Genomic DNA, 25,983 nt, shown 5'->3' with positions numbered 1-25,983 from the left:
TGATCGGCCGATCGTCGCTTCCGATCAACGTGGTCAGCCCTTTAACGTCTGATGTCTCGATGGCGAGGAGCGGGGGGGCGCATGGCGGGGCAGCCCATCGATCCAGGTGAGCGTGCGGTGGCAGCGCGCCGGATCATCGAGCGCGGACGTAAGGAACGTGACCTCCCTAAAATCGAACAGGGTATTGCTGAGCTTCGCGCTCTCCTTAAGAACGACGGTTGGATCGACGGGGCCCGCCGGGCGCTGCTCGCGTATCTTGCCGAGGGCCTGATCGAACGGTCGGAGTTGACCCGTAGTCGAAAGGACGCGGCCGAGGCAGCGGGCCTGATGCGCGAGTCGCTCGACGGCGAGATGGACGACGAGATCCGCGCTCTCGGATTGTGGCAGCTGAATCTCGCGCACCGGCGCTGCTACGAGGTCGGCGGGCCGGTCTCGGAACTGGAGGCGGCCGACCTCGCCCTTCGAAAGCTGCAGGCCCTGGATGCGATGCCGCCGGCGATGGTCGCATCCGCCGTGGGTCTCCTGCGAGGGGAGTGGTACGCCGCAGTCCGGGACGTCAGCCTGCTGGATCCGGCGATCGACCTGCTTGCCGAGTCGCTGCAGGAGGATCCGTCCAACGGCGCCATGCTCGCGCACCTCTTACAGTACCGAGTGGAACACTCAAGACGCCTGGAGGACGCGGACAGCCTGGTGGAGCTGTGCCGGAGCCTGCTGTCGGTCGACCGGCGCACCGCTTCGTTCCTCCTTGGATCAGCGTGCCACCTGCGCTATGGCATCACTCGACAGCCGGAGGACCTGGACGGCTCGGTGTCGGCTCTCCGCACCGCGATCGATCTGTACCCGGAGCCTGAGGACGAGCAGGCCATGGCGATGTCTTTGCTGATCCGGAGCCTGGTGGCGCGGTTCGATCACCGCGGGCAGCAGGACGATCTCACCGAGGCGCTGGGCGTCGCGGAGCGGGCTCGCACTATCCGCGTCGAGGATCCCGCGACCCGTGCCGGCGTGGAGACAAATCTGGCCCTCGCTTACACCGCCGCTCACGAGCGCACCGGCGACGCAAAGCATGCCCGGCAGGCCCAGCGGCTGCACCGCGCCGCGTTGGCCGGCATCGGTGGGGGTGGACCCGAGCGGGCCGCGCTCGCCATGAACATGGCCACCGAGATCGCAGAGTCGGTTGCGGACACCAATGGCGAGGAAACCACCTCCGCGCTGTGGGCCGGGCTACGGCAACGCCGGGCGAAGCGGCGGGATACCCGGCAGATCGATGAGGCAATCCGGCTGGCCCGGGAGGCGGTGGACATGCTGCCCGTGGGGCACCACGAGCGCGATGTCTACCAGTGCAACCTGTCGTCCATGCTGCTGCGCCGCCATGAGCTCACCGGCCGGACCGAGGACGTCACGGAGGCGGTACGACTGGCTCGGGAGGCCGCCGATGCGACCCGCGACCGCGGAGCCGTGGACGCCAGGGCACTCACCGCGCTGGGCTGGGCCCTTCAGCGCGAAGGCCGGGCACCGCTGTCCGAGATCATCGCGTTGTGGCGGGCAGCGAGCGCCGAGACGAGCGCACGGACGGAGGTGCGCCTGCTGGCCTGTCGGATGTGGGCGCAAGCGCTGATGAAGTCGGACGATGTCCCCGCTGCACTCGAGCCGTACACCGCCGCGGTCGACCTGTTCACCGAGCTGACCTGGGCCGGATCGGCGGCGGAGGACAGCGAGCACCGGATGGCGGACTGGCCCCACCTGGCAAACGACGCAGCAGCCTGCGCAGTCGCCGCCGACCGGCCGGAACGCGCGCTGGAGCTGCTGGAACGCGGCAGGGCAGTGCTCTGGTCGCAGACCTTGAACCTCAACAGCGACCTCGCCGACCTGCACGACCAGCGGCCCGCAGCGGCCATCAAGCTGGAACAACTGTTCGGTGAACTGCGCGCGGACGGCGGCGACGTCGCCCGCCGGGCCGCCCTCTCAGACCAGATTACGGCCCTGGTCGACGAGATCCGGACCGATCCGCGGTTCACTGATTTCCTCGGCACACCGTCGGCGAGCACGATCCGGGACGCGACGGCCGACGGCCCGATCGTGGTCATCAACGCGAGCATGTGGCGCTGCGACGCTCTTGTGGTGACCCCGGCCGGCGTCGAGGTCGTCCCGCTGCCCGACGCCGGGCCGGCCGAGCTGGTCCGGCGGGCTCGGCAACACCTGGTGTCGGTGCTGGAGGGAGCTCGAAGCATGGAGCGGGACCTGACCGACCTGCTCGACTGGCTCTGGCACGCGGTTGGGCGGCCAGTCCTCAACGCGCTGGACGACAGCTCACAGGCCCGGCTGTGGTGGTGCCCCACCGGGCTGTTCGCGATCCTGCCGCTGCACGCCGCGCAACCGCGCGACGGCTCGCCCGGCATGTTGGACCGCGTAGTCTCGTCGTACACCCCGACCGTGGCGGCGCTACGGCACAGCCGTGCGCCCCGGCCCCCGAAGCCGGCGTCACTAGTGGTGGTCTCGGTCGGCGACCTGCCCCGCCAGGAACTCAAGGGAGCGAAGGCCGAGGCGGCCGCGGTGGTGAGCGGCGCCGATCGCCCAGCGGAGTGGCTGGACTCCTCCGAGGCGACACCCGCCGCGGTGCTCGCCGCCCTGACCCGCGCCTCTTGGAGCCACTTCTGCTGCCACGGCATTGTCCACCTGGAGAAACCGTCGCGCAGCGGCCTTTTACTGGCAGACGGCAAGCTGCTCTCCGTCGCCCGGCTGCGCGCCGCGCCAACCAGCGGCGAGTTCGCCTTCCTGTCGGCCTGCCACACCGCACTCGCCGGCGTCGCCAACACCGACGAGGCCATCACCCTGACTGCGGCACTCCAGTACGCCGGATGGCGACAGGTCGTCGGCACCCTATGGCCGCTCGACGACGCCGTCGCCGTCGACCTGACCAAGCGCTTCTACGAGCAACTCGGCCAGCGGGCGGACGGCGCGCCGGACGCCGAGACCGCGCTGCACCACTCGATCCGCTGGCTCCGCGAAACCCGTCCCGACGAGCCCAGCCTCTGGGCGAACCTGATCCACTTCGGTGCCTAACCCTAGGGAACACAGTGATCTCTGGACTTTGGCCAACTATCGCCCTCGGCGTCCTCGGCGCGTTCATCGCCGAACTGCTGCGCATCACCCCCGCACTCAAGAAGAGCAGCATCCCAACTGGCGGCGAGGCCGCCGTCTCGGTCATCTACACGCTGCTCGGCGGCGGTGCCGCGCTGCTCGGCTGGGAGGAGCCGCAGCGCGCATTCACCGTAGCCGTGCTGGGTGCTGCCTTCCCGCTGCTGTTCTCTAGCGCGGTCAGGGCGACCGCGCCCACCGGACGCACGCGTCGGGGAAAAACCAGGCCGGTCACCGAACTCGTCGACTACGCCGCCAGCCGGTTCTGAGTCCCAGGCGACGCGTGACTGCTGCTACCCTCCCACCGCCCTGAGCGTCGAGCAGGTCGGCGTAGTTGCCGACACGACCTGCCGGTAGAGGCTGTCGGCCAGTGTGCCCTTGACTGCTATACGCGCCGCGTCCCGCGGCGCTCCTGCCATGTACGGCGACGGCGCGCTGAGGAAAGTCAGCGACATGAATTCCATCCTCCCAGGAGGTGTCAGGTCTTGGCGCCCGGCGACACTCGTCGAGGTCAAGAATGACTACGGCCGCAACTACCTGCTGCCCCAGCGTTTCGCGATCCAGTAGACTACTCGCCGTCATCAAGCGGCCCGCGAGGCCCGTGAGATCTCGACTGGGCCAAGCAACGAGCTCAAGGAGCAGCTGTCCGGCTCAAGGTCACGCTGAGCGAGCATTCTGGCAACCGCGGTCGTGAGCTTGCAGCACCTTCTATCGGGATTGACGCCTGCTCGTCTGTTTCGCAGCTGCTGCCATCGCAGTGATCCGGATACCCGTGCGCACATCTGCCGCAGATAGTGCGCGGTCGGGCCGGCTGGCGCCTCGCGGGCACCAATATCCAGTACGAGTGGCGGTCGTCCCACCACGTCAGGTTGAAGAGGCGAGCGCCTCGTCGCGTTCGGAACCTGTACCTCGCCGCCAGCGGCCCGCTACAGCACCGTCGGGAGAGGTTCGACCGAGCAGCTCCGCACGTGGGGTTCGACCAGCCGCAACGCCTCCTCGGCATGCGATTCGATCAGGAAGACCCCGACGTTGTGCCGGCTCCGTCGTCCGTTCTTTTCGGTGACCGCCGTAGGCACTTACACGGTGGCTCGCGGTTGAAGCAGTTCCGGGCTGTTGCAACCAGGTTCGACAAACTAGCTGCGCACCACCGGGCTTGCGTGGTCATCGCGTCGCTGCTTCTGCGGCTGCGAGACACGGCGACGTGTCCTGTCCCGCTGAGCGGGTGACAGGCGCTACTTGACCAGATGGAAAGCTGGATGCCTGAGCCAGGCGGCCAGGAACTCTGCGTCACCGACGTGCCGCAACCACCACCGCCCTCCGCCCCCGGTGTCGTACGACACCTCCGCGACGCTTCCCGGGAGAGACGCAACCAGTGCTCTCGCATGGTTCAAGCACGCGTCACGGTCCGTGCCATCGCCCGGGGTAGGGTGGCCCAGAATTCCGTCGAAGTCGATCAACGCGTCGAAGCGGTTGGCGAGCGCAAGCGCGAGGTGACCGAGCAGCAGGTGATTCACCGGGCCCGAGCAGCCGGCACCGAGCACCAGCCCCTGTACCGGTGGCTTCGGGAGCGCCGAGTAATCCTCGTCCTCCGCCGGAATCTCCTCGTCCTCCGCCAGAAAGAACACACCGACGCCGGTCTGATCGAACGCAGGAAGTCCCACAGCTGAGCCGTCCCGCACCCAAAAGTCCAGGTCGTTGCCAACCCTCGTCTCGACCGGCTCGCAGAAGCTCTCCAACCATGGGATCACGTCGGCGAGCACGTCCTGGCACTCACGTCGCTCAAAGAGCCATAGCCCAACTGCCGGTCCCGACATGTCACCCCCAGCGGCCATCGACGCCGTCGGACATCCCTTAGTCGGTGGGAGGCTCGTAGGAGAAGTCGACTTCGAAGGCGCCGTCACGCTGGACGGCCATGGTGAACCCGTACCAGGGGTCGCTGCCGTCTTCGATCACCACCTGTCGCAGGTCGATGAGCAGGTCGGTGATCTCGTCGACGGCTTCGTCGGGGTTGTCGTCCCACGCGAAGTAGAACGCTTTGCCGTCGGGCCCCCGAAGTTCCAGGGACGCGTTGGCGTAGTCGACGTCGGTTTCGCCGTTGACGATGATGGTTTCCGCGTTGTCGGGCAGGACCGACAGCAGGATCTGCCCGATGCGGGTGATGATGTCGCTGTCACGACCGTCAGGCACGACGGCACCTCTCATGGATTTCGGAATCGGTGAGTGCGTTTGGGGCCGTTGTCGATCTGTTCGGTGATGGTGAACGCGGTCGGCCGGGTTGATGCTGAGTTCGGATCGTAGTGCACCCGGCCCTCGACCCGGACGGTCTGGGAGCCGGCGCCGGGGGCGGGGTGGTCCGGGTCCAGGGCCCGCGCCCACCTGTTCTCCATCCGTTTCCAGGCGGACAGGTTGAGGTTGGAGTCCATCGCCACGAGGTTGATGCGTTCGCCGGGACCGCGGAAGATGTGGGCGAACAGGTGGCCGCCCTGGTCGGTCGACTTGCGGAACGGCCTGCCGGCGACGCGCTGCTGGTAGGCGTTGCGGTGTCCGTCCACCGCCTGGAGACGTCCGCTGAAGTGGGTGACCCGGCCCTTGGAGTCGGTCTTGTAGGTGTAGCCGGTGGTGCGTTCCACGTAGGTCGTGTTGGGTTGGAGTTTGCGCCGGTTCACCGTGCGGTTCCACGCTCCGGGCTGACCGGCGTTGAAGTCGATCCGGGCGCGGGTGCGTGGGGCGGGGATGACTCGTCCGGCAGCGCCGATCGGTCCGCGGGCGTTCGGTGCGCCGCCCGGGGTCGCACGCCGTCCGCTGCCTCGCCTGCTTCTAACCATTGAGCACCGCGTCGACGGCCATGGCGATGAGCTGGTCGAGGATCAGCGAGGTGATCATTTTGAAGACCGGGATTTCGAGGAGTGAGGCGCCGAACGTCACGGCGGCGGTCGCGATGGCCTGGGCGATCTGCACGGCAAGGATCGCCAACTGCACGATCACCTGGATCTTGAGGGCGAGGACGACGCCGGCGCAGACCATGATCCCGGCCCCGACGAGGGAGGCGCCGGGGATGCCCTGGGCAAGCGCGTTCGCCGGGCTGTCGGCGCCGTTCCACCACGCCTGGAAAGCCTGGGCCGCCTCGCCCTGGTTGTTCGCAAAGTAGGTGGAGGCTGAGGCGAGGGCCGCGGCTCCCGCGGCTTCCATCTTCGGCGCGAACTCCACCCACAACTGCCCGAGCTGGAACAACCGCTCCTCGTCCGAGGTGGGCCAGTCGTAGCCGAGCATGCCCAGGATGGACACCAGTTCACCCGGTAGCTGCAGTCCCATGCCGGTCAGCCGAGGCTCTCGCCGAGCGCGTTCAACGCGGCGAAGGCGTCCGCCTCGACCCGTTCGTAGGCTTCCGCCACGCCGACCAGGTCGTCGCCGGCGGCGGCCAGCTCGTCGGCGACGGTGTGCCAGCAGTCGAGCGCCCACTGCGCGACGGCGACGTAGGCGGTGCCGATGTAGGTGCCGATGGTGTCGTCGCCCCAGGCGCCGTCGTAGGCGGCGGTGGCGGCCTCGAACGCCGCCAACTGCTCCAGGAAATCCTCGCCGCTGGTGGCGAGGTTGTTGCCGGCGGTGAGAATCGCCTCCGGTTGCACGTCGAAGCCTGGCACCCGTTCCCCCGATCGTGTGACGGACTGTGGCGGCACGGATTCTATCGGCCGGCCTCAAAGGCAGAGCAGGCACACTGTCCCTTGTGGCCCTTGGGTGCGGGTCCGCCGGGCGTGTGGCATGTTCGTACGCTCAAGGGCGGCCGACGGGACAAGGGGAGCGGGGATGCGTCCGAGCAGTGAGGGTTTCGCCGAGATGCTGGACCAGGTGATCGCCGCCGCCGGCAAGGTGCAGGAAGCAGCCACCGGCGGCGCGGAGCCGGTGCGCACGAGCGCGGCGAACGGCTGGGTCGAGGCCGAGTTGGGCACGGACGGGAGGCTCGCCGCGCTGATGCTCGATCCGGGGCTGAAAGGACTGCCGATGGAGCGCGTCGCCGCCGCGATCGTCGAGGCGGTCAACGCGGCCCTGGACGAGCAGCAGGCCCAACGCGGCCATGGTGCGCCGGCGGTGGACCTGTCGGAAATGATGGCGCAACTGAAGCAGGTCCAGGAGGCCGCAGTCCCGCAGATGCGCTCGTTCGTGGACGCCATGACCCGCGCCCAGCAGGACGCCACCGCCCGCGCATCGCGACAGTAACCTCAAGGGCGGGGACGTCTCCCAGCTGGTGGCGGGCGGGCCACTCCAGAGACGAGTCGTGGCGAGAGGTTGAGCCGACCGGCGGCGCTTCGGCGAAAGCTGGGGCCAGATTCACAGCCGTTACTCCGGTCGATGACCACGCAAGTCCTCGGCGCCCCGCAGGGCGCGGGTGCGCGTCAGCGCGGTGCCGCTCGCGCCATGATCGTTCGTCCGGTAAGGCGCTCCACCTTGTCCCCGGCCGGGCGGGCTGGGCGGTCTACGACTGCCCGACGAGGAGATCCGTTTTCCACCACTCGCCCGATAGTCGCTGCGCGACATGTCGTTGCTGGCTGGCACACTCCGGCGCATGAGTTACGACTTGGCGGTGTGGGAAGGTGACAGGCCCGCTGACAACGCCGCAGCGCTGACCACCTTCAAGGCGCTCTACGAGAGGTATATCGGTCAAGGTGAGATTCCGCCGACGCCGCGCATACGAGCCTACGTCGAGGCCCTACTTGAGCGGTGGATCGACCTCACTGAGGACGACGACGAGGAGCGGAGCCCGTGGTCGACGGGGCCACTGATCAAGGAGGCATCGGGACCAATCATCTACTTCCCGATGGTGTACAGCCGCTGTGAGGAAGTGTCGGCCGGTGCGGCACGAATTGCCGCTGAGCATGGCCTTGTCTGCTTCGACCCGCAGCTAGGTCTACTTCGGCCCGCTCCTGAGGAGCTGTAGGTCGCCATCACGGGCCGAGGGCGAGGGTTCCGGGCTTGGCTGTACAGCCATCCGTACAGCCAAGCCAGCCGACCCAACCGGTCAGAGGCCGACCGGAGGCGACAGAACGAGCAGCTCAACGGCGATTACCGACGTTGGCCGACAGAAGTCTTGATCTTTGCAAAGCAGGGACGCTGTCGGCTCGCCTCAGACGGGGTAGTCGGTCCGATGGACGTAGGTGAGCTGGCCCGGGTCGACGCCCCAACTGACGAGCAGCTCGTTCAACTCGTCCTCGTCTTGAACCTGCGCGACCCGCAGGTCGATCATGCCGTCACCTGGCCCAGTGCACCAGTCGTTGTCGATGTAGCTGGCTTCGAACTCGCGGTGAAACAGGTTAAATGCCTGCTTCTCGCTGGCGGGGGCGGAGGGCCGGATCGGGTAGATGGCGATCCAGGCACGGCGTTCAGGCACGGAGGCGGGGACCTCAGCGACGAGTTTGCTGCCCCCGCCGAAGCGCGGTGCGGAGCGGGACTGGCCATCCTCCGGTCACGGCGACGATTGAACCACCGCTTAATCCGCGGTAGGCAGCCCGAACTCGTGGTTCGTCGGTCGTCGTGCCATCCACGTGCCAGTAGCCGGCGCCTAGGGTGGTCACCAGGGGGCACAAAAGTCACCTACTACCTCGGTTGGCCTGGCCCACCAGGTCCTTGTCGGCGGTGATCTTCGTCCTTCCGAGCTGACGCTCCGACACGGTCAATCGAAGAGCCTGCCGAGCAAAGCAGATTGGCCGGCGGCTAGGACGTGCCCCTGGGCCAGAGGCAGCCAGTAGAGCTCGAAACGGATCGGTTCGCTGTCGCCGTCCCCATGTTCCTCCGTGATCCAACGGTCCAGAACCTTCGCGCCCTCGACAGCTAGATGGAAGAAGTGGCGCACGTGCACCGCGTCGGCGTAGGGCCGCACGTCCCACTCCGCTGCGCCGAGGTACCGCTCGACGCGTAGTCCGTGCAGGCCGGTTTCCTCGAACGCCTCGCGCAGCACGGCCTGTTCCGGTAGCTCGCCGTCATGGACGGTGCCGGCGGGATCTTGGAGGCCGGATTGATCAAACTGCTTGTCGGCATGGACGAACACCAGCAGCTGTTCCTCGTGGACGATGTAGGCCACAACCTTTTGCGGGCGTTTCACCGCCAGAGCCTACGACGACGGGCACAGCGGCTTCGGCCCCCGAACTGCCGTGCCCGTTGCGTGCCCGGTGTGGCGGCAAAGCAGGGTGAGCGACGGTCAGCAACAGGACAAGGAGAAGCTCCACGCCAGTGAAGGAAGCAGGTCAGCGAGTTGCCGAACGAGTGTGATCGACAATTCTAAACCGTGTGGCTGTACACCCAGGCCTTAGCTCAGTCGAGCAGTCCCGGAATCCGCTCCCGAAGCTTGGCCGTCACCCGCGACAGCCCGGCGTCCAAATCGTCGCCGTCCCACCGCACGAGTTCCCCGCCCAGCGGCTTGCCCGACACCAGCACCGTCCAGCGGCCCCGTTGGCGCTCGCCGTCCATCTTGACGATGGCGACCAGGCCACGATCCCCGAGTTGGGCCAGCAGCTCCGTCAGGCACTCATCCAACCCCATGGCCGACTATTCGATCACGAATGCTCCGGCGACGAGCAGTCCGCATCTAGTCCGCAAGAGGTCGGCGGATGGCAGGGGAGTGGTGTGAGATTTCGAGAGGTGTTTCCGCTGCTAGGACCGCATGCGCACAGGCCGTCAGCGCTGTCAATTTGATCTCGTAATGCTAGTTCGCGGCTTCCAAGGGACGATGCTCATCCCGCTGCCACGCCTGCCGATGCCCCGTTGCGTCGGATCCCTGTCGTGCGGCAGCATGTCGTGGTAACCAGCCAACTGTGCTTCTGCTGCGGACAACCAGCCGATATCCACGACCGGCAGGCGCGGTTCCGGCTGCCTGATCCTGTCCATAACCCGCGCAAGCAGCACAGGCCACGGGGTGCGTGGCTGAGCCATGGGGCGCCGGATGATTCGGTGATGATGCAGGTTCCCGGAGGCGGTTGCTCTCGCCCTTTCGGATGACCTGGAAATGCTGTCCGCGGCTCGGCATTCCTAGGCAGAGGCGTTTTGGCGCTGGTCCAGGTCTCCGGCCCGGTACGACATCCCCTGATCGCAGCCCCTCTTATTGGCCTGGGTGCGGCTGAACCGTGGGGCACTACCCGTTCGCCGAGCGGCACGCCGCCGCGTCACCCTGCGGTATGTGACAGCCGTAGGGGCGCTGACCTGGGGTTGTGAGGTGCCGTGAGGTGATGTGAGGTGCTGTCAGCCCTCTGACCGCCGCCAGCGACGTCGCCCGCCCATACCGTCGATTCGCCACCGGGAGGACCGCAGCGGATGCCCGGGCGGACGAGTCAGGAGGTAGGCGATGAGATCTCGCGCATCATCGGTGGCCGCCATACTCGGCTACGGGATCCTCATCGCCGCGGTGCCGGCCGCCCTGGTTCAACACATCGGACTGTCGGATGTGGGCCTGCCGTCCACCGACGTGGTGCGAGCCATCATCCGGCAACCTGTGACCAGCGGGTTCATCCTTGCCCTCAGTCATGCGGGAGCATGGGCGATCTGGGCGCTGCTGGCCGCCACCGCCGCCGTGCGCGGATACCACCGGCTCGCCCGCGCGTCGCGGTGGCTACCGACGGTGCGACTGCCCGGTCCGCTGCAGCACCTGGCCGCGCTGATGCTCGGCGCCACGGCCATCAGCGCCGCCGCCGGCGCCGCGCCCGCCCAAGCCGCACCCGACGCCACCAGCGGCGACAGCACACACCGCCCGCCGGTGCGGCCCGCCGATCGCGGCACACCGACCCAACCTGCTGCTGCCTCTGCCGAGGCTTCCGCCACCTACACCGTCGCCCGCGGGGACAGCCTGTCCGCAATCGCCCAGCGCTGCCTCGGCGACGACGACCGCTGGCCGGAAATCTTCGCCCTCAACCGCGGCACCCACTTTCCCGACGTGGGCGGGACGCTGCGTGACCCTGACCTGATCTACCCCGGCTGGACTCTTGATCTGCCCGCCGACGCCACAGCACCGGCGAAACAGCCGCCCCGGCCCACCCCGCCTGCCGCCGCGCGGCCGTTACCCGCGTCGACGCCCTCAACCGCCACCCCGCCGGGTGCCGGACCAGCAGCCACCATGACGCCGCACCCTTCCGGCGCTGGCGCGCCCACCGCCAGCCGGACGGGCCCTGGCACCGCAACCCCGCCGGCCACCGCCGACGTATCGGACAGCGACACCGGCAGGCCGTCTCGCCCCGGCGTGTCCCTGCCCAGCGGAAGCTGGGTCGACGTCGGCCTCGCACTGGCCGTCGCCGCGGCCGTGGCGCTGGTCTGGGCGCACCGGCAACGCCGACACTCGCCCCGCCGCCCCTCGACCGCGTCCCGCACGGACGACCCGGACCTGGCCCCGATGCCGCGCGTGGTCGGGCAGATCCGCCGCGGCCTGCGCCGCACCGCCGACAGAGGCGACACGACAGGCCACGACGAGCACGACACCGTGCACATCGGCGACCAGCCCGTCCCCACCGAACCCGGCCTCGATCCCGCCGACCGTGTCTCCGACGATGCTCCCACTCCCGCCGCCGGTGCCGATAGTGCCGCCGGGCGGCCGTTGGCGCCGGCCATCGGACACTCCATGCCCGCGCTGTGCCCGCCGGCCGGGCTGGGCCTTGCCGGGCCCGGCGCGCACGCCGCCGCCCGCGGCTTCCTCACCGCCGCCCTCGCCGCCGGTGGCGAGGACCACCCCGACGCCCGCACCCGGGTGGTCATACCGTCCGCGACCGCGGCGACCCTGCTCGGCGCCGGGGTCACCGTGCCGCGCACCCCGAGGCTGACCGTCACCGCCAGCCTCGACGACGCCGTCCGGGTCCTCGAAGAACAGGCGATGCACCGCACCCGCCTGCTCCACCAGCACGACGCCGACACCATCACCGACCTACGCGCCACCACCTCGCACCCCGAACCCGTCCCGCCAGTGATGCTGCTCGCTGACGCCGACGCCGTCGACCACCACGACCGCACCCGTGTCGCCGCCGTGCTCGCCCAAGGCCACCGCCTGGACATCCACGGCGTGCTCCTCGGCCCGTGGCCGCCCGGCGACACCGTCACCGTCGCCGACGACGGCACCACGACCACCCCCGCCGACAGCGGTACCCGTTCCGGCGCCCACCCCGCCGACATCGGCCGGCTCACCATCCTGCACGCCGCCGAGACCGTCGACCTGCTCACCACACTCGCCGAGTCCCACACCGGCCAGCCGCCAGCCCTGGCCCGCATCGAGTCCGTCGTGTCGGTGCCGAGCGCGCCCGGGCCCTCCGTCGGGCGGCCACCACGGGTGGTGACGCCGCAGCCCGCCGGTCCGTCACCGGCTGAGATGGCCAACCCGCCGGCCACGCCCAACTCGACCACCTCGGGCATGGGCGACAACCCCGACCGCAGCCACCCCGACAAGGACACCGACCCCGGTGATATCGACACCGCGACCGGGCAGCACCACATCCACGGCGCCAAGCCCGATGCCACCGCTGACGCCTCGGACACCGGCGACACACCCGACAGCGATGCGCACCGACTCCCGGGCAGGGTGGAGGTGACCGTGCTCGGCGCGCCCGGCATCGTCGACTCCGCGACACCGCCCCCGCTGCGCAAGAAATCCGTCGAGGTGCTGGTGTACCTCGCCGTGCACGACGGCACCGCCACCGTCGAGGCGATCCTCGACGATCTGCTGCCCGACGCCCCGGCCAGCAAAGCTCCCGGGCGGCTGTACACCTACGTGTCGGACCTGCGGGCCGCCATGCGCCGCACCGGCGGCCCGGGCAGCTACCTCACCCACCCCCACCGCCGCTACGCCCTCAACCCCGAGACGGTAGATGTCGACCTGTGGCGCATGCGGGCCGCGATCCGCGACGCCAACCAGGCCACCGACCCCCAGCACCGCATCGCCGCGCTGCGCCGCGCCGTGAACACCTACCGCGGCCCCCTCGCCGAGGGCGCCGACTACGAGTGGATCGAGCCGTACCGCGAAGCGGTCCGCCAGCAGGCACTCGACGCGTACCTGGCGCTCGCCGATGCCCTCGCCGGCGACCCGGCCGAGCAGCTCACCGTCCTGGACGTGGCGATCCGACACAACCCGTACACCGAGGAGCTGTACCGGCAGGCGATGCGCGCCCGCGCCGCGCTCGGGCAGGCCGACGCGATCCGGGCGCTGCGGCGCGCGTTGACCCGCGCGCTCGGCGAGATCGACGCCGAACTCAGCGACGACACCATCACCCTCGCCGACGACCTCGTGGCCCAGATCCAACGGCCCCGACACCGCCCGCAGTTGCGGCCCTCGCCTAAGGACGGAGCCGCGGCATGACCACCACACCGCTGCCCGTTCCCACCGGCATCGACCACCCGGCCACGCAGAGTGGTACCGAAGCCGCCCGGCTGAGGCGGCTGCGGTGGGCGGTCCGCGCCGGGCTCACCCTCGGCGTCGCCGCCTCGATCGGCGCGAACGTCCTACACGCCCGACCCAACCTGATCAGCCAGATCATCGCCGCCTGGCCACCGCTAGCGCTGCTGCTCACCGTGGAGCTGATCTCACGGGTACCCAGCCACCGCAGGTCCCTGGCCATCCTGCGGCTGCTGGCGACCGCCGTCATCGCCGGCATCGCCGCCTGGGTCAGCTACTGGCACATGGCCGGTGTCGCCGCCCGACACGGCGAGACCGCCGCAGGCGCCGCCTACCTACTGCCGATCTCCGTCGACGGGCTCGTCGTGGTCGCCAGCATCAGCCTGGTCGAGATCACCGGACACATCCGCGCCACCGCCACCGCTCCCGCCGGCCACGACCAGCCGACCAGACGGGCGGTTGCCCCGGTACCGGTTCCAGCGACAACGCCGACGTCCGGCCCCGCCCTCGCCAGCAGACGACAGGCCAGTGTCCTCACCGAACCCCTGACCACGGCAGAACCGCCCGTCGCGCCGCCATCGGCTGCCGCCGCCCCCGCATACGCGGAACCTCCTCACACTTGTGCGGCAAGTGACGGCCGCGTACGCGCCGCTGCGAGGCCCGCCAACGCGCCAGAGCCGCCCAGCGACGATCTTCGCGGAGTGCCCGCGAAGCGCGACCTGCCTGACGACAACCGTCGCGACCAACAGCGCGGAGACGACGACGTCGATGTATCACCAGCGGCGGCGCCAGCCAGCTCCCGCGACGGGCACGCCGCAACGCGCTCCGACACGTCGGCGGCAGTCGCCTACTGGTACCGGCGCGACCCGTCGATGCATCCGGCCGAGATCGCCGCGAGAATCGGCCGGTCCGAACGAACTGTCCGACGGTACTGGCCACCCTCCCCGCGGCGCACGCCCCAAGGGCACGACGCGAGCCGCCGCCCCGACCGGCTGCGCGCCTCGTGAAGCCACTGCTCGCCTGCAAGGCCGGCTCCGGGGCGTCGAGGGGGCCGGAGATAGGCGAATCGTGGGAACACCACCGGTGGCCCCCGACATCGCACGCCCAACTCGCGGGGACGGACCACGCCAACGCTGCCGCGTCGGATACTGCTCCTTGACCACCGTTCCTCCACATCCGTGCTCGTATCCGGAGCACCCGGGTGACGCCGGCGAAAAGCGAGCCAGCACAGTGGAGGTTGTGTAGTTGCAGCAGCGCTGAGAACTGACGGTATGGATCAGCTCTGCCACATCCCAACGACACGCCGAGAGTGCGCGGTAGCTTCTGCGAGTCCTTCACCCAGCGTTCCCGGGCTTTGCCGCTAACCGACCTGCGGCTGCGGGGTCAGTCGAAGATGCGCTCGACGACGGCGGCCTGTTCGGCGGTGCCTGCGCGGAAGTAGCGGGCGGTGGTGTCGAGGGAGGCGTGGCCGAGCAGGGCCTGAACCTGGGCCGGGTCGGCGCCGCCTTGGCGGAGCCGGGTGGCGTAGCAGCGGCGCAGCCGGTGGGGGCGTAGGGCGGGCAGGCCGGCGCCGACGGCGAGGGTCACCCGGTCTGCCTGGACCGGGCTCGCCCGCCCGCAAGCCTCCCGAAGACTCGCGCCTACAAAGATCTTGGCCGCCGCGCTTCACGCCAGGGCTGTCCCCCATCCACTAAACGGTGAGTACACGGGCGGGAAGGGAAACGGCGATGACAGCTCACGACGTGATCAGCATCGGGTGGATGGTCCTTGGGGTCGTCGTGTCTCTGGGGACACTATGGCTACGGCTCCGCTTCCGGCTGCATTGTGAACGGGAACGACGCAACTACCTGCAGGCGGCTACCGCCCTGCCGGCCGGCAGCCGAGTACAAGAACAACGCGACGACGGCACCCTGCTCACCGTTGACGTCGGGAACCCAACCCGAAACGAGCCCCGATGAACGATGTCCTCGAACCGTCCGACGAACCGGGACGTTCACGTCCCACAGCGGCGCCCGGCCTACCAGCTCGCCAACGACCCGACACACCACCGCTCGATGTGGCAGCCTTCAGCGCCTTCTACCGCACAGAGGTCAAGCCCTTGGTCAACTTCCTGCTCTGGATGGGCGCCGGCCTCGCTGACGCCGCTGACATCGCCCAGGAAACCATGATCGAGGCATACCGGAACTGGTCATCAATCCAACATCCCCGTGCCTGGACCCGGCGCGTCGCTTCCCGCCAATACGGTCGCCGACGCTACGGCCACGAGACGACCACCGAGCCGGAGGACCTTCCGCTGCTGCCCGCTAATGCCGACATCACCGCCTGGGAGCAGCGGCATGACGTGTTGCGGCTGCTGGCCACGCTGCCCTGGCGGCAACGACAAGTCATGGCGTGGACGTTCGACGGCTACCAGCCGCACGAGATCGCCGACGAACTGGACATCACACCGCAAGCGGTGCGAGGCAGCCTGAAGCTCGCCCGCCGCGCGCTCGCTGAAAGCTTCCGCCAGGCGGGAGAAACCGAATGAACCATGACGAGCTGCTCATCAGCCTGCACGCCATCACCGCAGACGACCTCGACGGCCTGCTCGACGTCGAAGCGGGCCTGCGCGAGGTCCTCGTCGCTGCGCAACACACCCGGACAGGCCACGACCTGGACCTCGACATCGAGACAGGGCTCCGCGCCATCGCCCCTGCCCCGGACACAGCCGCACCATCCCCGGCCTCACCTGCGCCCAGGCACACAGATCAGCCTAGCCCGACACCCAACCAGTCAGAATTGGAAGGCGCGGTCGCCAACTGGCTGATGTCGCTGGATATCGCTAGCCGACTCGCTTTCCGCGACCACCCAGTCATCGCCGCCTTCGCTCTCGTCCTGGAGATCGCCAACGCGACGGCAACTAACCAGGCCAGCGCCAGCGCCCGCGCCCGCGACCTCGACCTCGCCCGCGACGTCGCCCTCGCCCACGCCCGCGCCCTCGCCCGCGACCTCGCCCTCGCCCACGCCCGCGCCCGCGACCTCGCCCGCGACCTCGCCCGCGACCTCGCCCGCGCCCTCAACCCCGACCTCAACCTCGCCCTCGTCCGCGTCGCCCGCGCCCGCGCCCGCGACCTCGCCCGCGACCTCGCCCTCGCCCGCGACCTCGCCCTCGCCCTCGCCCTCGACCTCGCCCTCGCCCACGACCTCGCCCGCGCCCGCGACCTCGCTCGCGCCCTCGACCGCGGCCTCGACCGTGCCCTCAACCTCGCCCGCGCCCGCGACCTCGCTCGCGCCCTCGACCGCGGCCTCGACCGCGACCTCGCCCGCGACCTCGACCGCGCCCGCGACCTCGCCCTTGTCCGCGGCCTCGCCCGCGGCCTCGACCGCGCTCGGCATGACTTCACGGGAGTCGATCTCAGCGGTGTGGAGCTGAGCAGGGTGTCGCTTACCGGCATCCGCTGGTCGATGGCAACTAGGTGGCCATCAGACGAGTGGCAAGCTCAGGCTCTGCTGGACTCGCGGGACCTCGGCGACGGAACGTACGAGATCCAGGGCGGCACCACGAACACTCCCGTCTACAGCCCCTGAGCAGTGGACCCTTACATGCCGCCGCCGCAGAAAATGCATCCGCTGCCAGGAGGCCGTCACCGCCTGGCGCAACGACCCTGACGGCTTTCGAGGCGCCGGCTAGACCAACGTCGTCGACGCCTGCTCCCGGGCCGGAGAGGCCGTATGGGCAGCGTGGCAGCCGGCCGACCCCGGGAAGCAGCTCGACCTGTTCTCTGCCGGGCATCGAAAGCTGAAGCAATTATGTGGGCACGTCGCCAGCAAGGAAGTCCTGGTCGGCTGACCCGGCCCGGGCCCTGGGGCGCGCGCCGCCCCGGGGCCCACCCCCCTCGCCCTCGAAACCCCGCTCCCGCCAGCACTACAGAGGAGACCAGCGATGTCGACCCGGACCGCCTCCGAGATCCGCGCGGACCGCGCCGCCGCGCCCTGACCGCCCTGCTCACCGTCACGGCGCTGACGGGCGGGATGTCTCAGATGCAGCTCACGCGGGACCATCGCTCAGGCGAATCAGCAGCTCAACAGTTGAATCCGGCAGGGCGATCAGTTACCCGGATCGCCGGGCGCCAGAACAGGGCCACCGAGGTGTTGGGTCGGCAGAAGGGACACGGCCGCGTGACTGACCAGCGCGGGGATCGGGACCTCCATGATCAGCCGGACCGTCGCGGTGGTCATCTTCCAATGGACGGCCGACAGGTAGCGACGGGCCGTCCGGGGCCCTCGGCCGATCGCCTCGGCCACGTCCTCCGGCCGTGGCCGAACTAGGTCGTGTCTCGAAGTGCGTGTAGCCACTCGTTGATGGCGGTGACGTGGATGGTGGCTTCGTAGCGGACGGCCAGCTTGTCGTATCGGGTGGCCAAGCCCCGGTGGCGTTTGAGGCGGTTGATGCCGCACTCGACGGCGTGGCGCTGGCGGTAGACCTCGGGGTCGAAGGCGGGTGGCCGGCCGCCTGCGGAGCCTTTGGCCCGGCGGTGCGCGTCCTGGTCGACCTTGCTGGGGATGCAGGCTTTGATTCCCCGCCGACGCAGGTGGGCGCGGTTGGCGCGGGACGTGTAGGCGCGGTCGGCGATGACTCGGTCTGGTCGGACGCGGGGGCGGCCGGCGCTGAGGCGGGGCACGCGGATACCGGCCAGCACCGCGGCGAACTGCGGGCTGTCACCGCGATGCCCCGCGGTCAGCAGCATCGACAGCGGCTTGCCGCCCTGCTCGCACGCCAAGCGCAGCTTCGTGGTCCACCCACCGCGCGAACGCCCGAGGGCGTGGTCGCCCGGCTCCGTCGCACACCACCGGGCGGCTCGGTCTGCTGCTGAGGGCACCGGCGTGCGCCGGCGGCGTGCTGGTGGGCCCGAGCGATGGTGGAGTCGACGCTGACATCCCAGGTGATCAACCCAGCCGCGTCGGCCCGGACCTGCAACCCGGTCACGATCTGCTGCCAGACCCCGGCCCGCTGCCAGCGCCTGAACAGCGCATACACCGCTTGCCAGGAGCCGTAACACGCCGGCACGTCCCGCCACGGAGCACCGACCCGCACCCGCCACCGGATGCCGTCGATGAGCTGCCGCTTGCCCCACTGCGACGGTCGACCTGGCCGCTTACCGGCAGGCAGCAGCGGCGCCAGCACCGCCCACTGCACGTCGGTCAGGTCGTGCCGCCTCGTCACCGCTATGGTGGCCACGAGGTCTCCGGTATTCAGGTTCTTCTTGGTCGATGAACCCTCTACCGGAGACCTCGCCATCTATCGACTACCGACACGCCGCACCCGACTTCGAGACACTGCCTAGGGTGAACACGTCGAGTCCTCGGGTCGGATCAGCGGTTGACGCTACTGATCTCGCCGGACATCGACCCCTACCCGCCGACCATCACCCGGCGAGCCTAACCCCGCCAAATGTTTTGAAGAGCCGCTAAAGGGCGCCAGCGGCTCGGCCATCGGTGATTCCCTCCGCGGGGCCGGAGCGGTGCCGGGCCTACCCATCTTCAACTGGCTGTAGACGCACAGGTTGCCGCAGCCGCACCGTGAACGGCGCCGGATGGGCTCTCTCCGGCGGCAGAAGATGGCGCGCGGACGGAGTCGCTGGGTGAGGCGGGCGCGGTCCGCCAGTAGGGTCAGGCTCGTGGAAGCGTTCGAGTCTATGGTGGCGTTGGCGCTGGAAGATGAGCAGCTCGTGGTATCGGAAGCGATCAAGTTCCCGGTTACCCGGCAGACAACCAGCGGGCGACAGACCCACGGCTTCGAGGTTGATCTTGTCGCGGCGCGTCGCGACAAGTTGGTCTTGGCCTCTGTGAAGTCTGCGTTTGGATCTCGCGGTGTCGTTGCCGACCATGTCCTCGGAATCACCGAGAACGTCCGCGCTCGGAAGCTCTACGCGCTCCTGAACGACCAGAGTGTGCGAGATGCCGTGCTGCTCGGGGCCGCATCACGATACGGGTACAGTCCGTCGCAGGTTCACCTTCGGTTTTATGTGGGGCGGTTCGCAGGGCCGACGAAAGGTGAGGATGAGAAGCGGATCCGGGCCTGGTGCGCGGAACAAGAGGTCGGCGCAGGGCCAATAGAGGTTTACGGCGTCCGTGACGTACTTGACCGGGTGATGAGGGCTGCGGCGAAGAAGCAGTACCGGGACCACGCGGTGCTCGTAACGCTGAAAGCGTTGGCCGCGGCGGGAAGCCTCACGCTCAAGATCCCTTCTGCTGCTGAGATCGACGTTGTGCTCGACGATTCCACCGACGACCTGGCTCTTCACTAGGTCGGGCAGGCCTTGCCGCTTCCGTCCCGTTGGATGCTGACGTAGCCGCAGCAGCTGAGACGGCTACGTCAGCACCTGTTGTCACCGCGCGAGCCATCGGCGAATCAGCGAGAAGTCTGCTTCGGTGAGGCCGATGTAGGGGTCAATGCGGTGGAGTAGTGCCCTCGCTGGGTAGTGGGCCGCCACCCAGCTCCGGTCGGCATCGGCTATTTCGTCGTCAAGCCATACGAATGGGCGTCTGGCCGCCCACTGGGTAAGGCACACGGTCTTCCAGTGCAGACCGTGTGCCGGAGCGACGTCGTCGTCCGGCCACTCGACGACGGGCAGATCCGGAAGCCCGAGCCCTGGCGCGATGACGTCGTTCGCCTCGGCCATCCACGTTGTCGCCCAGACCAACGGGCATCCCAGCGCCAACAGTCGGCGCCCGTCGTCTGGGTCAAGCCGGTCGAGCAGAGGGTTGCCGGTCCCGTTCGTCGGCTGAACGTCGCCACCGCCCGAGGGCCGATCGCTGAGAACGGGCCGGACTTTGAACGGGATCAGCGTCCCGTCCACATCGAGGAAGATCAAGGGACGGTCGGTATGGCCTGGCATCACTTCCGAACGGTATCGGGTCCGTTCACACTGAGCCGGGCGGTCTCTTGACCTGTTGCAGGTGCATCCGTTGGTCGCGGCAGCGTGCGGCGCCGGAACCGCTTGCTGAGCTCGCCTTCGACGGCGGCAGCGTCGTAGCGGCGATGAGATCGCTGACGCGCGCGAGTCACGGGTGAAGGCCTTGCGGCGGTGTCGTGTGGGGGTGTGGTGGCTGCGGCGGGTCGACCTCGACGAACCCGAAAAGGCGCTCGATGAGTTGCAGTGCCTGGGTGCGGTATCGGTCGGCGAAGCCGCGGCAGATGGCCGGTTTGACCTCGGGGTCCTTGTAGTGCGGGAGTGTGTCATGGCAGATGATGAACGACTCCCGCGATCGGGCTTCGGCGACGAGGTCGCGCAACCGTCCGGGCGCCAGGTGCATCCGGTTGCCGGGGGCGAAGATGCAGGTGTCGCACTGCCGCGACAGCAGCCGCGACTTGCCGAGGTCGGGGTCGCCGACGCTAAGGACGTGATGGGACACCTTGGCGTCGGGCGCGGGATCCATGAATGCTCCTCCTGTTGAAGTTGGGGCGGCGCGGCGGCGGTCACGGTTTGCCTCACGGGCAGTGCAGGTTGGCCCATTGGCCCGTCCGGTCGGGGGTAGGCGGCGGCGACGTTGGTGGCGGAGCAGCCACGGCAGCACGTCGGTGACGCCAGCGGGTATCGGACGGAGGTGCACCATCCGCGGCTGGTCCTTTCCCCCTATATGGGCGGTGGGTGGCCGCCGCCCCGGCCAGCAATGTGGGGATGTCGCTGTCGGGTCCGCCGGAGCGGCGGCCGGGTGCAGTCACGCTCGACTTTCCGGATAGATCAAGTCGCCGCCACTACGGCCCGCCAGGAGCCGGTCGTGACCACCTGCGAGTTATCTCGGCCGCTTGGTGTCATCGCAGGTCCGCGGGTTCGTCACCGGCGGTGTCCAGGTCGCCGGGGGTGGCGTCATCGCGGGTGGCGGCGTCCCAGTCGATGTTGCTGTCGTGGCCGCTGGCGGCCAGGGCGGTGTTGATGAGGTCTTCGGCGGTGTCGAAGGCGTCCTCCCGGCTGGTGGCGGTGACCTCTACCTTCACGGGGAGGGTGAGGCGGACCTGCCAGCGGCGGGGGAGTCCGGGCAGGTCGACGTTGTGCAGGATGCGATCGGCGACGTCCGGATCGATGTCGTGTTCGGCGGTAGCGTCGCGCAGCGCCTGCCACATCTGCCGCCGCAGGCGGGTAACGGAGGTCGTTTCGGTCGAGGGCGGGGCGGGTGGGGTGGGGTGCTGCTCGCGCAGGTAGGCGTGGAGTTGGGTGGTGGTGTGGGTGAGCCATCCCAGTGGGGCGGGTTGGCCGGGGTGGAAGGCGTCCCAGGCCTGCCGCAGGACGGACTCCAGGGTGGGCGGCTGCTGGGCCGCGTCGGGGGTGGTCATGCTGGTGCTCCTCGCTCCGGGCTAGAGGGTGGGGTCGGGCTGGTCGTTGAGGGCGGTGGGTGGGATGCCGTGGCGCAGGGCGTGGTCGATGAGGCGGGCGAGCCGGTAGTCGGGGTCGGCTGTGAGGGCGCGGTCGAGAGCGACGGCGGCGAGGGCGCCTTGGCCCTGCCGCCAGGCGGTGAAGGCGAGCAGGCTGGCGGGGGCGGCGGCGAGGTGGGGGTCGGCGCGGCGGGTGAGGTCGGTCCACAGGGAGAGGTGCCAGGCTTCGGTGCCGGTGGCCTCTGATGCGAGGTCGCGGACGGCGACGTCGATCAACAGGACGGTCAGCCAGGCCGCCTCGTCGTCGGTGAGCACGTTGCCGGCCGCGTAGGTGGCGACCGCCTCGTTCACGGCCTGTTGTCCGGCGCGGATGACACCGGCCCGCCCGGCGGCGGTGAGGACGGTCAGCCGTCGTTGCTGTGCCCGGCGGGTGGCGGCGGTCATGGCGGCCGAGCTGGTGGGGGCGACGCTGGCCACGAGAGCTGCCCGGTCGGGCAGCGCGGTCTGTCCGGCCACGATGGCGTGCAGGGCGGTGGGGCTGTGGTGCGGGTCGAATGGCGTCCCGTCGGGTGGGCAGCAGCGGGGGTCCTGGCACCGGTAGGAGTGGTAGCGGCCGTCGGTGACGCGCAGCGCGTCGAGGATGGTTATGCCGGCCGCTTCGACGTGTGGGGTGAGGGTGTCGATGACCGGGGTGACCGTGGTGGCGGGTCCGTAGCCGATGAGGATCGCGGTGGTGGCGTCGACGTTGCGCAGCAGGGCGAGGTGCTGCCTCGCGGCGATGTGCACCCAGTCGGTGACGGTGGCGGGCTCGGGGAGGTCGGCGCGGCCGGCAACGGTGACTCGTTTGCCGGTGAGGCCGACGGTGACGAGGCTGTCGGCGGGGTGAAAGCCGAGCAGGTAGGGCACGGCGGCGAGCAGGTCGCTGATCGACGTCAGCGGCAGCCGCGACGGGTGGTCGTGGTGCATGGGGCAACTCCTTTGTGGTGACGGGCTCCGCGGCCGTCGTGTGGCTGCGGGAGCGGTTGGCTGATCAGGGCGCAATCCCGCCGTCGGGCGCCGTGCGTCGGCTGGCGTTGGTGGCCCTTCGTCGGGTGGCCAGATGGCCGGGGAGATGTGGTCGGCGCCGAGACCAAGGCAGGTGCCGGTAGCGCGGCCTCGGTAGGCGGCGGCCGGCTGGTGGCGGCATGTAAGCCGTTGCCGGTAGCGGGTGGGAACCCGGGCACGGCCGTGTGGCCGTGCCCGGGCGGCGCGGGGTGACCGGGCACGGCCTGGTTCGGCGGTGCAAGGAAGGGGAAGCCGCCGTCAGCAAAGGCGCTCCACCTGTGGCGGCACCGGGTGACGGCGCGGCAGCTCGCTTGCGGGAGGCAGCCCCGGTGGTGGCGGGCTTGCCGGTGCTGGGTGTGTCAGGCCCGCTGGAGGGCGGTGATGGCCGCGTCGGCGATGGCGTCGATGGCCTGCACCGGGTTGTCGACCAGCAGGGTGGTGGTGTGGGTGAAGGTGTGCCCGGCCAGGTTGGCGGGGCGCAGCCACAGCACGGGGCAGCCGGTGTGGTGCAGGGTGGTGATCAGTCGTTGGGCGGCGTCGGTGTTGGGTAGTTGGCCGTCGGAGACGACGGCCATCATGCGCAGCGCTCCGCGGTGGCGCAGATTGAGGAGGGTGTCGGCGAGTTTCACCGCGTCGATGAACCCGGCGGTGCCGCCGGCGGCTGTCATCTCGAGGACCTGTGCCGGTCGGTGGCGGGGTGGCACGAGCAGGGTGGCGGTACCACTGAAGGCGATGGTGGTGGTGATGGCGTCGCGGTGGCGGGCGGCGTGGGCGAGGATCCACCCGGCGGAGGACATCGCCGTCGCGTAGGGGCGCATGGAGCCGGAGGTGTCGACGAGCACGGCCAGGTGCAGGGTCGGCTTGGGCGGTGGCAGGGTGGTGCGCCGCTGCCACGGGGCGGCGGTGGGGATGGCGCCGGCGTCGGCTTGGGCGCGGGCGGTGATGGCGTGGCGGGTGCGCAGCCGCCCCGGTGGCACCGGGCTGGGCCGGGTGTCGGGTTCGGCCGGGTGGGTGCGGGCGCGTCGTAGTCGGGCGGCGAGGGTGCGGGCGGCGGCGCGTTCCGGGTCGGTGGGGTCGCGTCGGGTCCACGTCGCGGGCGCCCCGTGTCGGGCCGCCAGGTGGTGGGCGGTGTAGTCGGCGGGTGTCATGCCGGCGGTGTGGGCGAGGTAGTCGGTGAGCGCGGCGGCGAGTTGGCCGGGGAACATTCCGAGGTCCGGTGTCGGCGCGGTGGGCTGCTGGTGGGGGTTGATGTCGAGGAGGTGGCACCACCGCCACGCGAGCTCGATCATCTGCTCGGCGTCGCTGTCGTCGACGGTGTGGGCCTGCCGCCACACCTCCCGCAGTTGCCGCAGCCGCTGACGGCCGAGGACGGTGGTGACGGCGGCGCGGATCCCTCGGGTGTCCTTGGCGGTGAGGATCCGGGCGTCGACGCGGGCGAGCAGTAGGGCGGCGAGCTGGCCGGCGTGCCACGGGTCGTCCACGGGGGCGTCGCCGGGGTCGAGGAGGGTGGTGACGGTGTGCCGTAGCCACCGTCGGTCGGCGCGGCGGCGGGTGCGCTGCCGGTGCTCGATGCGGGACTCCTCCAACAGTTCGGCGACGGCGGCCACAATGGGTGGGGTGCCGGGTGGGGTGCGCCAGCGGCTGTGCGCGGCGTGGGCGGCCTCGTGTACGAGCAGCCCGTAGGCGGTCGGCACGATCCGCTTGTGGCCGGCGCGTGCCGGATTGGTGATGTCGGGGGTGCCGATGTAGGTGGCGTCGACTTCGATGCGGCCGGCGTCGGGGTAGCAGCAGGCGGGGGCGCCGCCGCCGGCGCCGGGGGCGACGGTGACGGTCAGGTCGGTGCGGCCGGTCAGGGTGGGGACGTGTCGGGTCCAGGCGTCGCTCCACACCTGCCAGTCCGGATCCCCGGCCGTAGGCGTTGCCGGGCCGGGCTGCAGATGGTGGGAAGGGTGCGGCATCGGTTCTCCTTGTCAGCGTTGCTTGCCGAGGGTCAGCGCGGTGATGTCGGTGCCGAAGTGCTGCCGCAGTGCGGCGAGGACGTGTTCGCGGTCGTCCTCGGGGGCGCGGCCGGCGAGGTTGGCGACTGCCGCGGGCAGGCCGAGGGTTTTGCGGACGCGGGTGAAGCCGAGCAGCTCCCGCAGCTGTGGCGCCCACCCGATGCGCCCGGCGGCGAGGTCGGCGTTGAGCGCGATCGCGGCCTGTACGGCGGGGGTGGGGACGCCGAGGTGGCGGGCGAGGTCCCAGTCGGTGGTGACCTCGATGTGCACGTCGAACCGCGAGGCGAGGGCTTCGGTGAGGATGGCGCCGTGGACGCCGGGGTTGTGGCCGGCGATGACGTAGAACCCGTCGACCGCCTCCACCCGTTCGTTGCGGTACCCAGGGATGGTGATGACCCGCCGGCCGTCCATGGCCGGGTAGAGGACGGCGAGGACCTTCGGGGGGATGAGGGTGGCGTCGTCCACGAGCAGCGCCCGCCCCTCGCGCATCGCGACCACGAGGGGCCCGTACACGTACTCGAACCCGCCATCGGGGAGGGGGATGAAGGTGCCGAGGAAGTCCTCCACGACGGTGTCGCCGGTGCCGGCGACGGTGAGCAGGTCGGGAAACGCGGCCTCGACCAGGGCGGTCTTGCCGGTGCCCGGCGGCCCGTAGAGCAGCACCGGGATACGCTTGTCGCGTAGCCGGCGCAGCACGTCCACATCGGTGGCTCCGGCGAGCTTCCGAGGGAAGTACAGGTCGCCGTTGGGGCGGGTGACCGGCTGCCGTCGACCTGCCCCGCGACGTCCTTGGCGGGGTGTATGCGGGGCAGGCGGTGGCATCGCCCCGGCGGCGTCGATCCCGGCCTTAGTGATTTGGAACCGGTGGGGGCCGGTGTGGTGGGTGGCGTAGCCGGCGGCGGCCATCTTCTTCAGCGCCTCGAACACCGCGCCGGTCGACCGCGCCGACAGCGCCTTGGTGATGTCACCGACCTTGAGAACCTGATCGGGGTGGGCGGCGAGATGAGCGGCGACCTGCCGGTAGAGGTAGCCGGGCCGGCGTGCGTCGCCCGAATCGGGCGGGGCGGCGGTGGGTGGGGTCGCAGGGTCCATGCGGGGCTCTC

At 69.9% G+C, this 25,983-nt stretch carries 24 protein-coding genes and 2 pseudogenes; 10 read left to right on the top strand and 16 right to left on the bottom strand.

The genetic code is table 11. The annotated features are described in order from the left end of the window. Nucleotides 1–81 precede the first annotated feature (81 nt). The 3 genes and pseudogenes from ACN26Y_RS28670 to ACN26Y_RS28660 all read left to right on the top strand — a co-directional run. Nucleotides 82–3,060, top strand: coding sequence for a CHAT domain-containing protein (locus ACN26Y_RS28670; RefSeq protein WP_422733899.1), 2,979 nt, complete (start codon nucleotides 82–84; stop codon nucleotides 3,058–3,060). A 14-nt stretch (nucleotides 3,061–3,074) separates the two neighbouring features. Then, nucleotides 3,075–3,404 carry a hypothetical protein gene (locus tag ACN26Y_RS28665; RefSeq protein ID WP_422733898.1) on the top strand — a complete coding sequence of 110 codons (330 nt, stop codon included), beginning with the start codon at nucleotides 3,075–3,077 and terminating at the stop codon, nucleotides 3,402–3,404. Nucleotides 3,405–3,592: 188 nt separating this feature from the next. After that, nucleotides 3,593–3,827 (top strand): annotated as a pseudogene (locus ACN26Y_RS28660) (50S ribosomal protein L9); the annotation flags it as partial. 540 nt (nucleotides 3,828–4,367) lie between these two features. Here ACN26Y_RS28660 and ACN26Y_RS28655 read toward each other — a convergent pair. The 5 genes from ACN26Y_RS28655 to ACN26Y_RS28635 all read right to left on the bottom strand — a co-directional run bounded on the left by ACN26Y_RS28655 (nucleotide 4,368) and on the right by ACN26Y_RS28635 (nucleotide 6,776). Continuing rightward, nucleotides 4,368–4,949, bottom strand: coding sequence for a DUF6368 family protein (locus tag ACN26Y_RS28655; protein WP_422733897.1), 582 nt, complete (start codon nucleotides 4,947–4,949; stop codon nucleotides 4,368–4,370). A gap of 37 nt (nucleotides 4,950–4,986) precedes the next feature. Continuing rightward, nucleotides 4,987–5,322, bottom strand: coding sequence for an immunity protein YezG family protein (locus ACN26Y_RS28650; RefSeq protein WP_422733896.1), 336 nt, complete (start codon nucleotides 5,320–5,322; stop codon nucleotides 4,987–4,989). An 11-nt stretch (nucleotides 5,323–5,333) separates the two neighbouring features. Next, nucleotides 5,334–5,801: a DNA/RNA non-specific endonuclease gene (locus tag ACN26Y_RS28645; RefSeq protein ID WP_422733895.1), complete on the bottom strand. Its 468-nt coding sequence runs from the start codon at nucleotides 5,799–5,801 to the stop codon at nucleotides 5,334–5,336. A 151-nt stretch (nucleotides 5,802–5,952) separates the two neighbouring features. Next, the gene (locus tag ACN26Y_RS28640; protein WP_422733894.1) at nucleotides 5,953–6,447 is read right to left on the bottom strand and encodes a hypothetical protein; all 495 of its coding nucleotides are present in this window, start codon (nucleotides 6,445–6,447) and stop codon (nucleotides 5,953–5,955) included. A gap of 5 nt (nucleotides 6,448–6,452) precedes the next feature. Beyond that, nucleotides 6,453–6,776: a PE domain-containing protein gene (locus tag ACN26Y_RS28635; RefSeq protein ID WP_155331494.1), complete on the bottom strand. Its 324-nt coding sequence runs from the start codon at nucleotides 6,774–6,776 to the stop codon at nucleotides 6,453–6,455. Nucleotides 6,777–6,969: 193 nt separating this feature from the next. On the opposite strand from ACN26Y_RS28635, the gene ACN26Y_RS28630 reads away from it, so the two are divergent. Together ACN26Y_RS28630 and ACN26Y_RS28625 are read left to right on the top strand one after the other, a co-directional pair. Then, nucleotides 6,970–7,350, top strand: a complete 381-nt coding sequence (locus tag ACN26Y_RS28630; protein ID WP_422733893.1) for a YbaB/EbfC family DNA-binding protein — start codon at nucleotides 6,970–6,972, stop codon at nucleotides 7,348–7,350. Between the two features lie 346 nt (nucleotides 7,351–7,696). Next, on the top strand, nucleotides 7,697–8,068 hold the full coding sequence (locus ACN26Y_RS28625; protein WP_422733892.1) for a hypothetical protein: 372 nt from the start codon (nucleotides 7,697–7,699) through the stop codon (nucleotides 8,066–8,068). Nucleotides 8,069–8,254: 186 nt separating this feature from the next. On the opposite strand, the gene ACN26Y_RS28620 is transcribed toward ACN26Y_RS28625, so the two are convergent. The 3 genes from ACN26Y_RS28620 to ACN26Y_RS28610 all read right to left on the bottom strand — a co-directional run bounded on the left by ACN26Y_RS28620 (nucleotide 8,255) and on the right by ACN26Y_RS28610 (nucleotide 9,666). After that, on the bottom strand, nucleotides 8,255–8,518 hold the full coding sequence (locus tag ACN26Y_RS28620) for a hypothetical protein (protein ID WP_422733891.1): 264 nt from the start codon (nucleotides 8,516–8,518) through the stop codon (nucleotides 8,255–8,257). A gap of 282 nt (nucleotides 8,519–8,800) precedes the next feature. After that, nucleotides 8,801–9,229 carry an NUDIX hydrolase gene (locus ACN26Y_RS28615; RefSeq protein ID WP_422733890.1) on the bottom strand — a complete coding sequence of 143 codons (429 nt, stop codon included), beginning with the start codon at nucleotides 9,227–9,229 and terminating at the stop codon, nucleotides 8,801–8,803. A gap of 209 nt (nucleotides 9,230–9,438) precedes the next feature. Beyond that, nucleotides 9,439–9,666: a hypothetical protein gene (locus ACN26Y_RS28610; RefSeq protein WP_422733889.1), complete on the bottom strand. Its 228-nt coding sequence runs from the start codon at nucleotides 9,664–9,666 to the stop codon at nucleotides 9,439–9,441. 799 nt (nucleotides 9,667–10,465) lie between these two features. Here ACN26Y_RS28610 and ACN26Y_RS28605 point away from each other — a divergent pair. Further along, complete coding sequence (locus tag ACN26Y_RS28605) at nucleotides 10,466–13,450, top strand: BTAD domain-containing putative transcriptional regulator (RefSeq protein WP_422733888.1); 2,985 nt, start codon at nucleotides 10,466–10,468, stop codon at nucleotides 13,448–13,450. Continuing rightward, on the top strand, nucleotides 13,447–14,493 hold the full coding sequence (locus tag ACN26Y_RS28600; protein WP_422733887.1) for a DUF2637 domain-containing protein: 1,047 nt from the start codon (nucleotides 13,447–13,449) through the stop codon (nucleotides 14,491–14,493). The genes ACN26Y_RS28605 and ACN26Y_RS28600 overlap by 4 nt, the downstream gene beginning before the upstream one ends. 376 nt (nucleotides 14,494–14,869) lie before the next feature. On the opposite strand, the gene ACN26Y_RS28595 is transcribed toward ACN26Y_RS28600, so the two are convergent. Next, on the bottom strand, nucleotides 14,870–15,073 hold the full coding sequence (locus tag ACN26Y_RS28595) for a tyrosine-type recombinase/integrase (protein WP_422733885.1): 204 nt from the start codon (nucleotides 15,071–15,073) through the stop codon (nucleotides 14,870–14,872). 367 nt (nucleotides 15,074–15,440) lie between these two features. On the opposite strand from ACN26Y_RS28595, the gene ACN26Y_RS28590 reads away from it, so the two are divergent. Then, nucleotides 15,441–16,013 (top strand): RNA polymerase sigma factor, encoded by a 573-nt coding sequence (locus ACN26Y_RS28590; protein WP_422733884.1) that lies wholly within the window; start codon nucleotides 15,441–15,443, stop codon nucleotides 16,011–16,013. Then, a complete protein-coding gene (locus ACN26Y_RS28585) occupies nucleotides 16,010–17,053 on the top strand; it encodes a hypothetical protein (protein WP_422733883.1) in 1,044 nt (347 codons plus the stop codon). Before ACN26Y_RS28590 ends, ACN26Y_RS28585 begins: the two co-directional genes overlap by 4 nt. A gap of 737 nt (nucleotides 17,054–17,790) precedes the next feature. Here ACN26Y_RS28585 and ACN26Y_RS28580 read toward each other — a convergent pair. Then, nucleotides 17,791–18,704: pseudogene (locus ACN26Y_RS28580) on the bottom strand (IS5 family transposase). A 439-nt stretch (nucleotides 18,705–19,143) separates the two neighbouring features. On the opposite strand from ACN26Y_RS28580, the gene ACN26Y_RS28575 reads away from it, so the two are divergent. Next, a complete protein-coding gene (locus tag ACN26Y_RS28575; protein WP_422733882.1) occupies nucleotides 19,144–19,773 on the top strand; it encodes a hypothetical protein in 630 nt (209 codons plus the stop codon). Between the two features lie 81 nt (nucleotides 19,774–19,854). Here ACN26Y_RS28575 and ACN26Y_RS28570 read toward each other — a convergent pair whose 3' ends face one another. The 6 genes from ACN26Y_RS28570 to ACN26Y_RS28545 form a co-directional block, all read right to left on the bottom strand. After that, nucleotides 19,855–20,364, bottom strand: coding sequence for an HAD domain-containing protein (locus tag ACN26Y_RS28570; protein ID WP_422733881.1), 510 nt, complete (start codon nucleotides 20,362–20,364; stop codon nucleotides 19,855–19,857). Nucleotides 20,365–20,530: 166 nt separating this feature from the next. Continuing rightward, nucleotides 20,531–20,905, bottom strand: coding sequence for a hypothetical protein (locus ACN26Y_RS28565; protein WP_422733880.1), 375 nt, complete (start codon nucleotides 20,903–20,905; stop codon nucleotides 20,531–20,533). Between the two features lie 376 nt (nucleotides 20,906–21,281). Beyond that, entirely contained in the window at nucleotides 21,282–21,800 is a 519-nt protein-coding gene (locus ACN26Y_RS28560; protein WP_422733878.1) for a hypothetical protein, read from the bottom strand. A gap of 21 nt (nucleotides 21,801–21,821) precedes the next feature. Continuing rightward, the gene (locus ACN26Y_RS28555) at nucleotides 21,822–22,805 is read right to left on the bottom strand and encodes a DUF4192 domain-containing protein (RefSeq protein ID WP_422733877.1); all 984 of its coding nucleotides are present in this window, start codon (nucleotides 22,803–22,805) and stop codon (nucleotides 21,822–21,824) included. 437 nt (nucleotides 22,806–23,242) lie between these two features. Next, entirely contained in the window at nucleotides 23,243–24,841 is a 1,599-nt protein-coding gene (locus ACN26Y_RS28550; protein WP_422733875.1) for a vWA domain-containing protein, read from the bottom strand. A gap of 12 nt (nucleotides 24,842–24,853) precedes the next feature. After that, entirely contained in the window at nucleotides 24,854–25,972 is a 1,119-nt protein-coding gene (locus ACN26Y_RS28545; protein ID WP_422733874.1) for an AAA family ATPase, read from the bottom strand. Nucleotides 25,973–25,983 lie beyond the last annotated feature (11 nt).

It is taken from the genome of Micromonospora sp. WMMD558, assembly GCF_049315255.1.
Lineage (GTDB): Bacteria > Actinomycetota > Actinomycetes > Mycobacteriales > Micromonosporaceae > Micromonospora.
This window is presented reverse-complemented; position numbering and strand designations above follow the sequence as displayed.

Bases quoted from the DNA above. Each gene is read 5' to 3' on its own strand.
- ACN26Y_RS28670 (WP_422733899.1), top strand. From the start codon at position 82: ATGGCGGGGCAGCCCATCGATCCAGGTGAGCGTGCGGTGGCAGCGCGC.
- ACN26Y_RS28655 (WP_422733897.1), bottom strand. From the start codon at position 4,949: ATGTCGGGACCGGCAGTTGGGCTATGGCTCTTTGAGCGACGTGAGTGC.
- ACN26Y_RS28640 (WP_422733894.1), bottom strand. From the start codon at position 6,447: ATGGGACTGCAGCTACCGGGTGAACTGGTGTCCATCCTGGGCATGCTC.
- ACN26Y_RS28630 (WP_422733893.1), top strand. From the start codon at position 6,970: ATGCTGGACCAGGTGATCGCCGCCGCCGGCAAGGTGCAGGAAGCAGCC.
- ACN26Y_RS28625 (WP_422733892.1), top strand. From the start codon at position 7,697: ATGAGTTACGACTTGGCGGTGTGGGAAGGTGACAGGCCCGCTGACAAC.
- ACN26Y_RS28610 (WP_422733889.1), bottom strand. From the start codon at position 9,666: ATGGGGTTGGATGAGTGCCTGACGGAGCTGCTGGCCCAACTCGGGGAT.
- ACN26Y_RS28605 (WP_422733888.1), top strand. From the start codon at position 10,466: ATGAGATCTCGCGCATCATCGGTGGCCGCCATACTCGGCTACGGGATC.
- ACN26Y_RS28600 (WP_422733887.1), top strand. From the start codon at position 13,447: ATGACCACCACACCGCTGCCCGTTCCCACCGGCATCGACCACCCGGCC.
- ACN26Y_RS28590 (WP_422733884.1), top strand. From the start codon at position 15,441: ATGAACGATGTCCTCGAACCGTCCGACGAACCGGGACGTTCACGTCCC.
- ACN26Y_RS28585 (WP_422733883.1), top strand. From the start codon at position 16,010: ATGAACCATGACGAGCTGCTCATCAGCCTGCACGCCATCACCGCAGAC.
- ACN26Y_RS28570 (WP_422733881.1), bottom strand. From the start codon at position 20,364: ATGCCAGGCCATACCGACCGTCCCTTGATCTTCCTCGATGTGGACGGG.
- ACN26Y_RS28565 (WP_422733880.1), bottom strand. From the start codon at position 20,905: ATGGATCCCGCGCCCGACGCCAAGGTGTCCCATCACGTCCTTAGCGTC.
- ACN26Y_RS28560 (WP_422733878.1), bottom strand. From the start codon at position 21,800: ATGACCACCCCCGACGCGGCCCAGCAGCCGCCCACCCTGGAGTCCGTC.
- ACN26Y_RS28555 (WP_422733877.1), bottom strand. From the start codon at position 22,805: ATGCACCACGACCACCCGTCGCGGCTGCCGCTGACGTCGATCAGCGAC.
- ACN26Y_RS28550 (WP_422733875.1), bottom strand. From the start codon at position 24,841: ATGCCGCACCCTTCCCACCATCTGCAGCCCGGCCCGGCAACGCCTACG.
- ACN26Y_RS28545 (WP_422733874.1), bottom strand. From the start codon at position 25,972: ATGGACCCTGCGACCCCACCCACCGCCGCCCCGCCCGATTCGGGCGAC.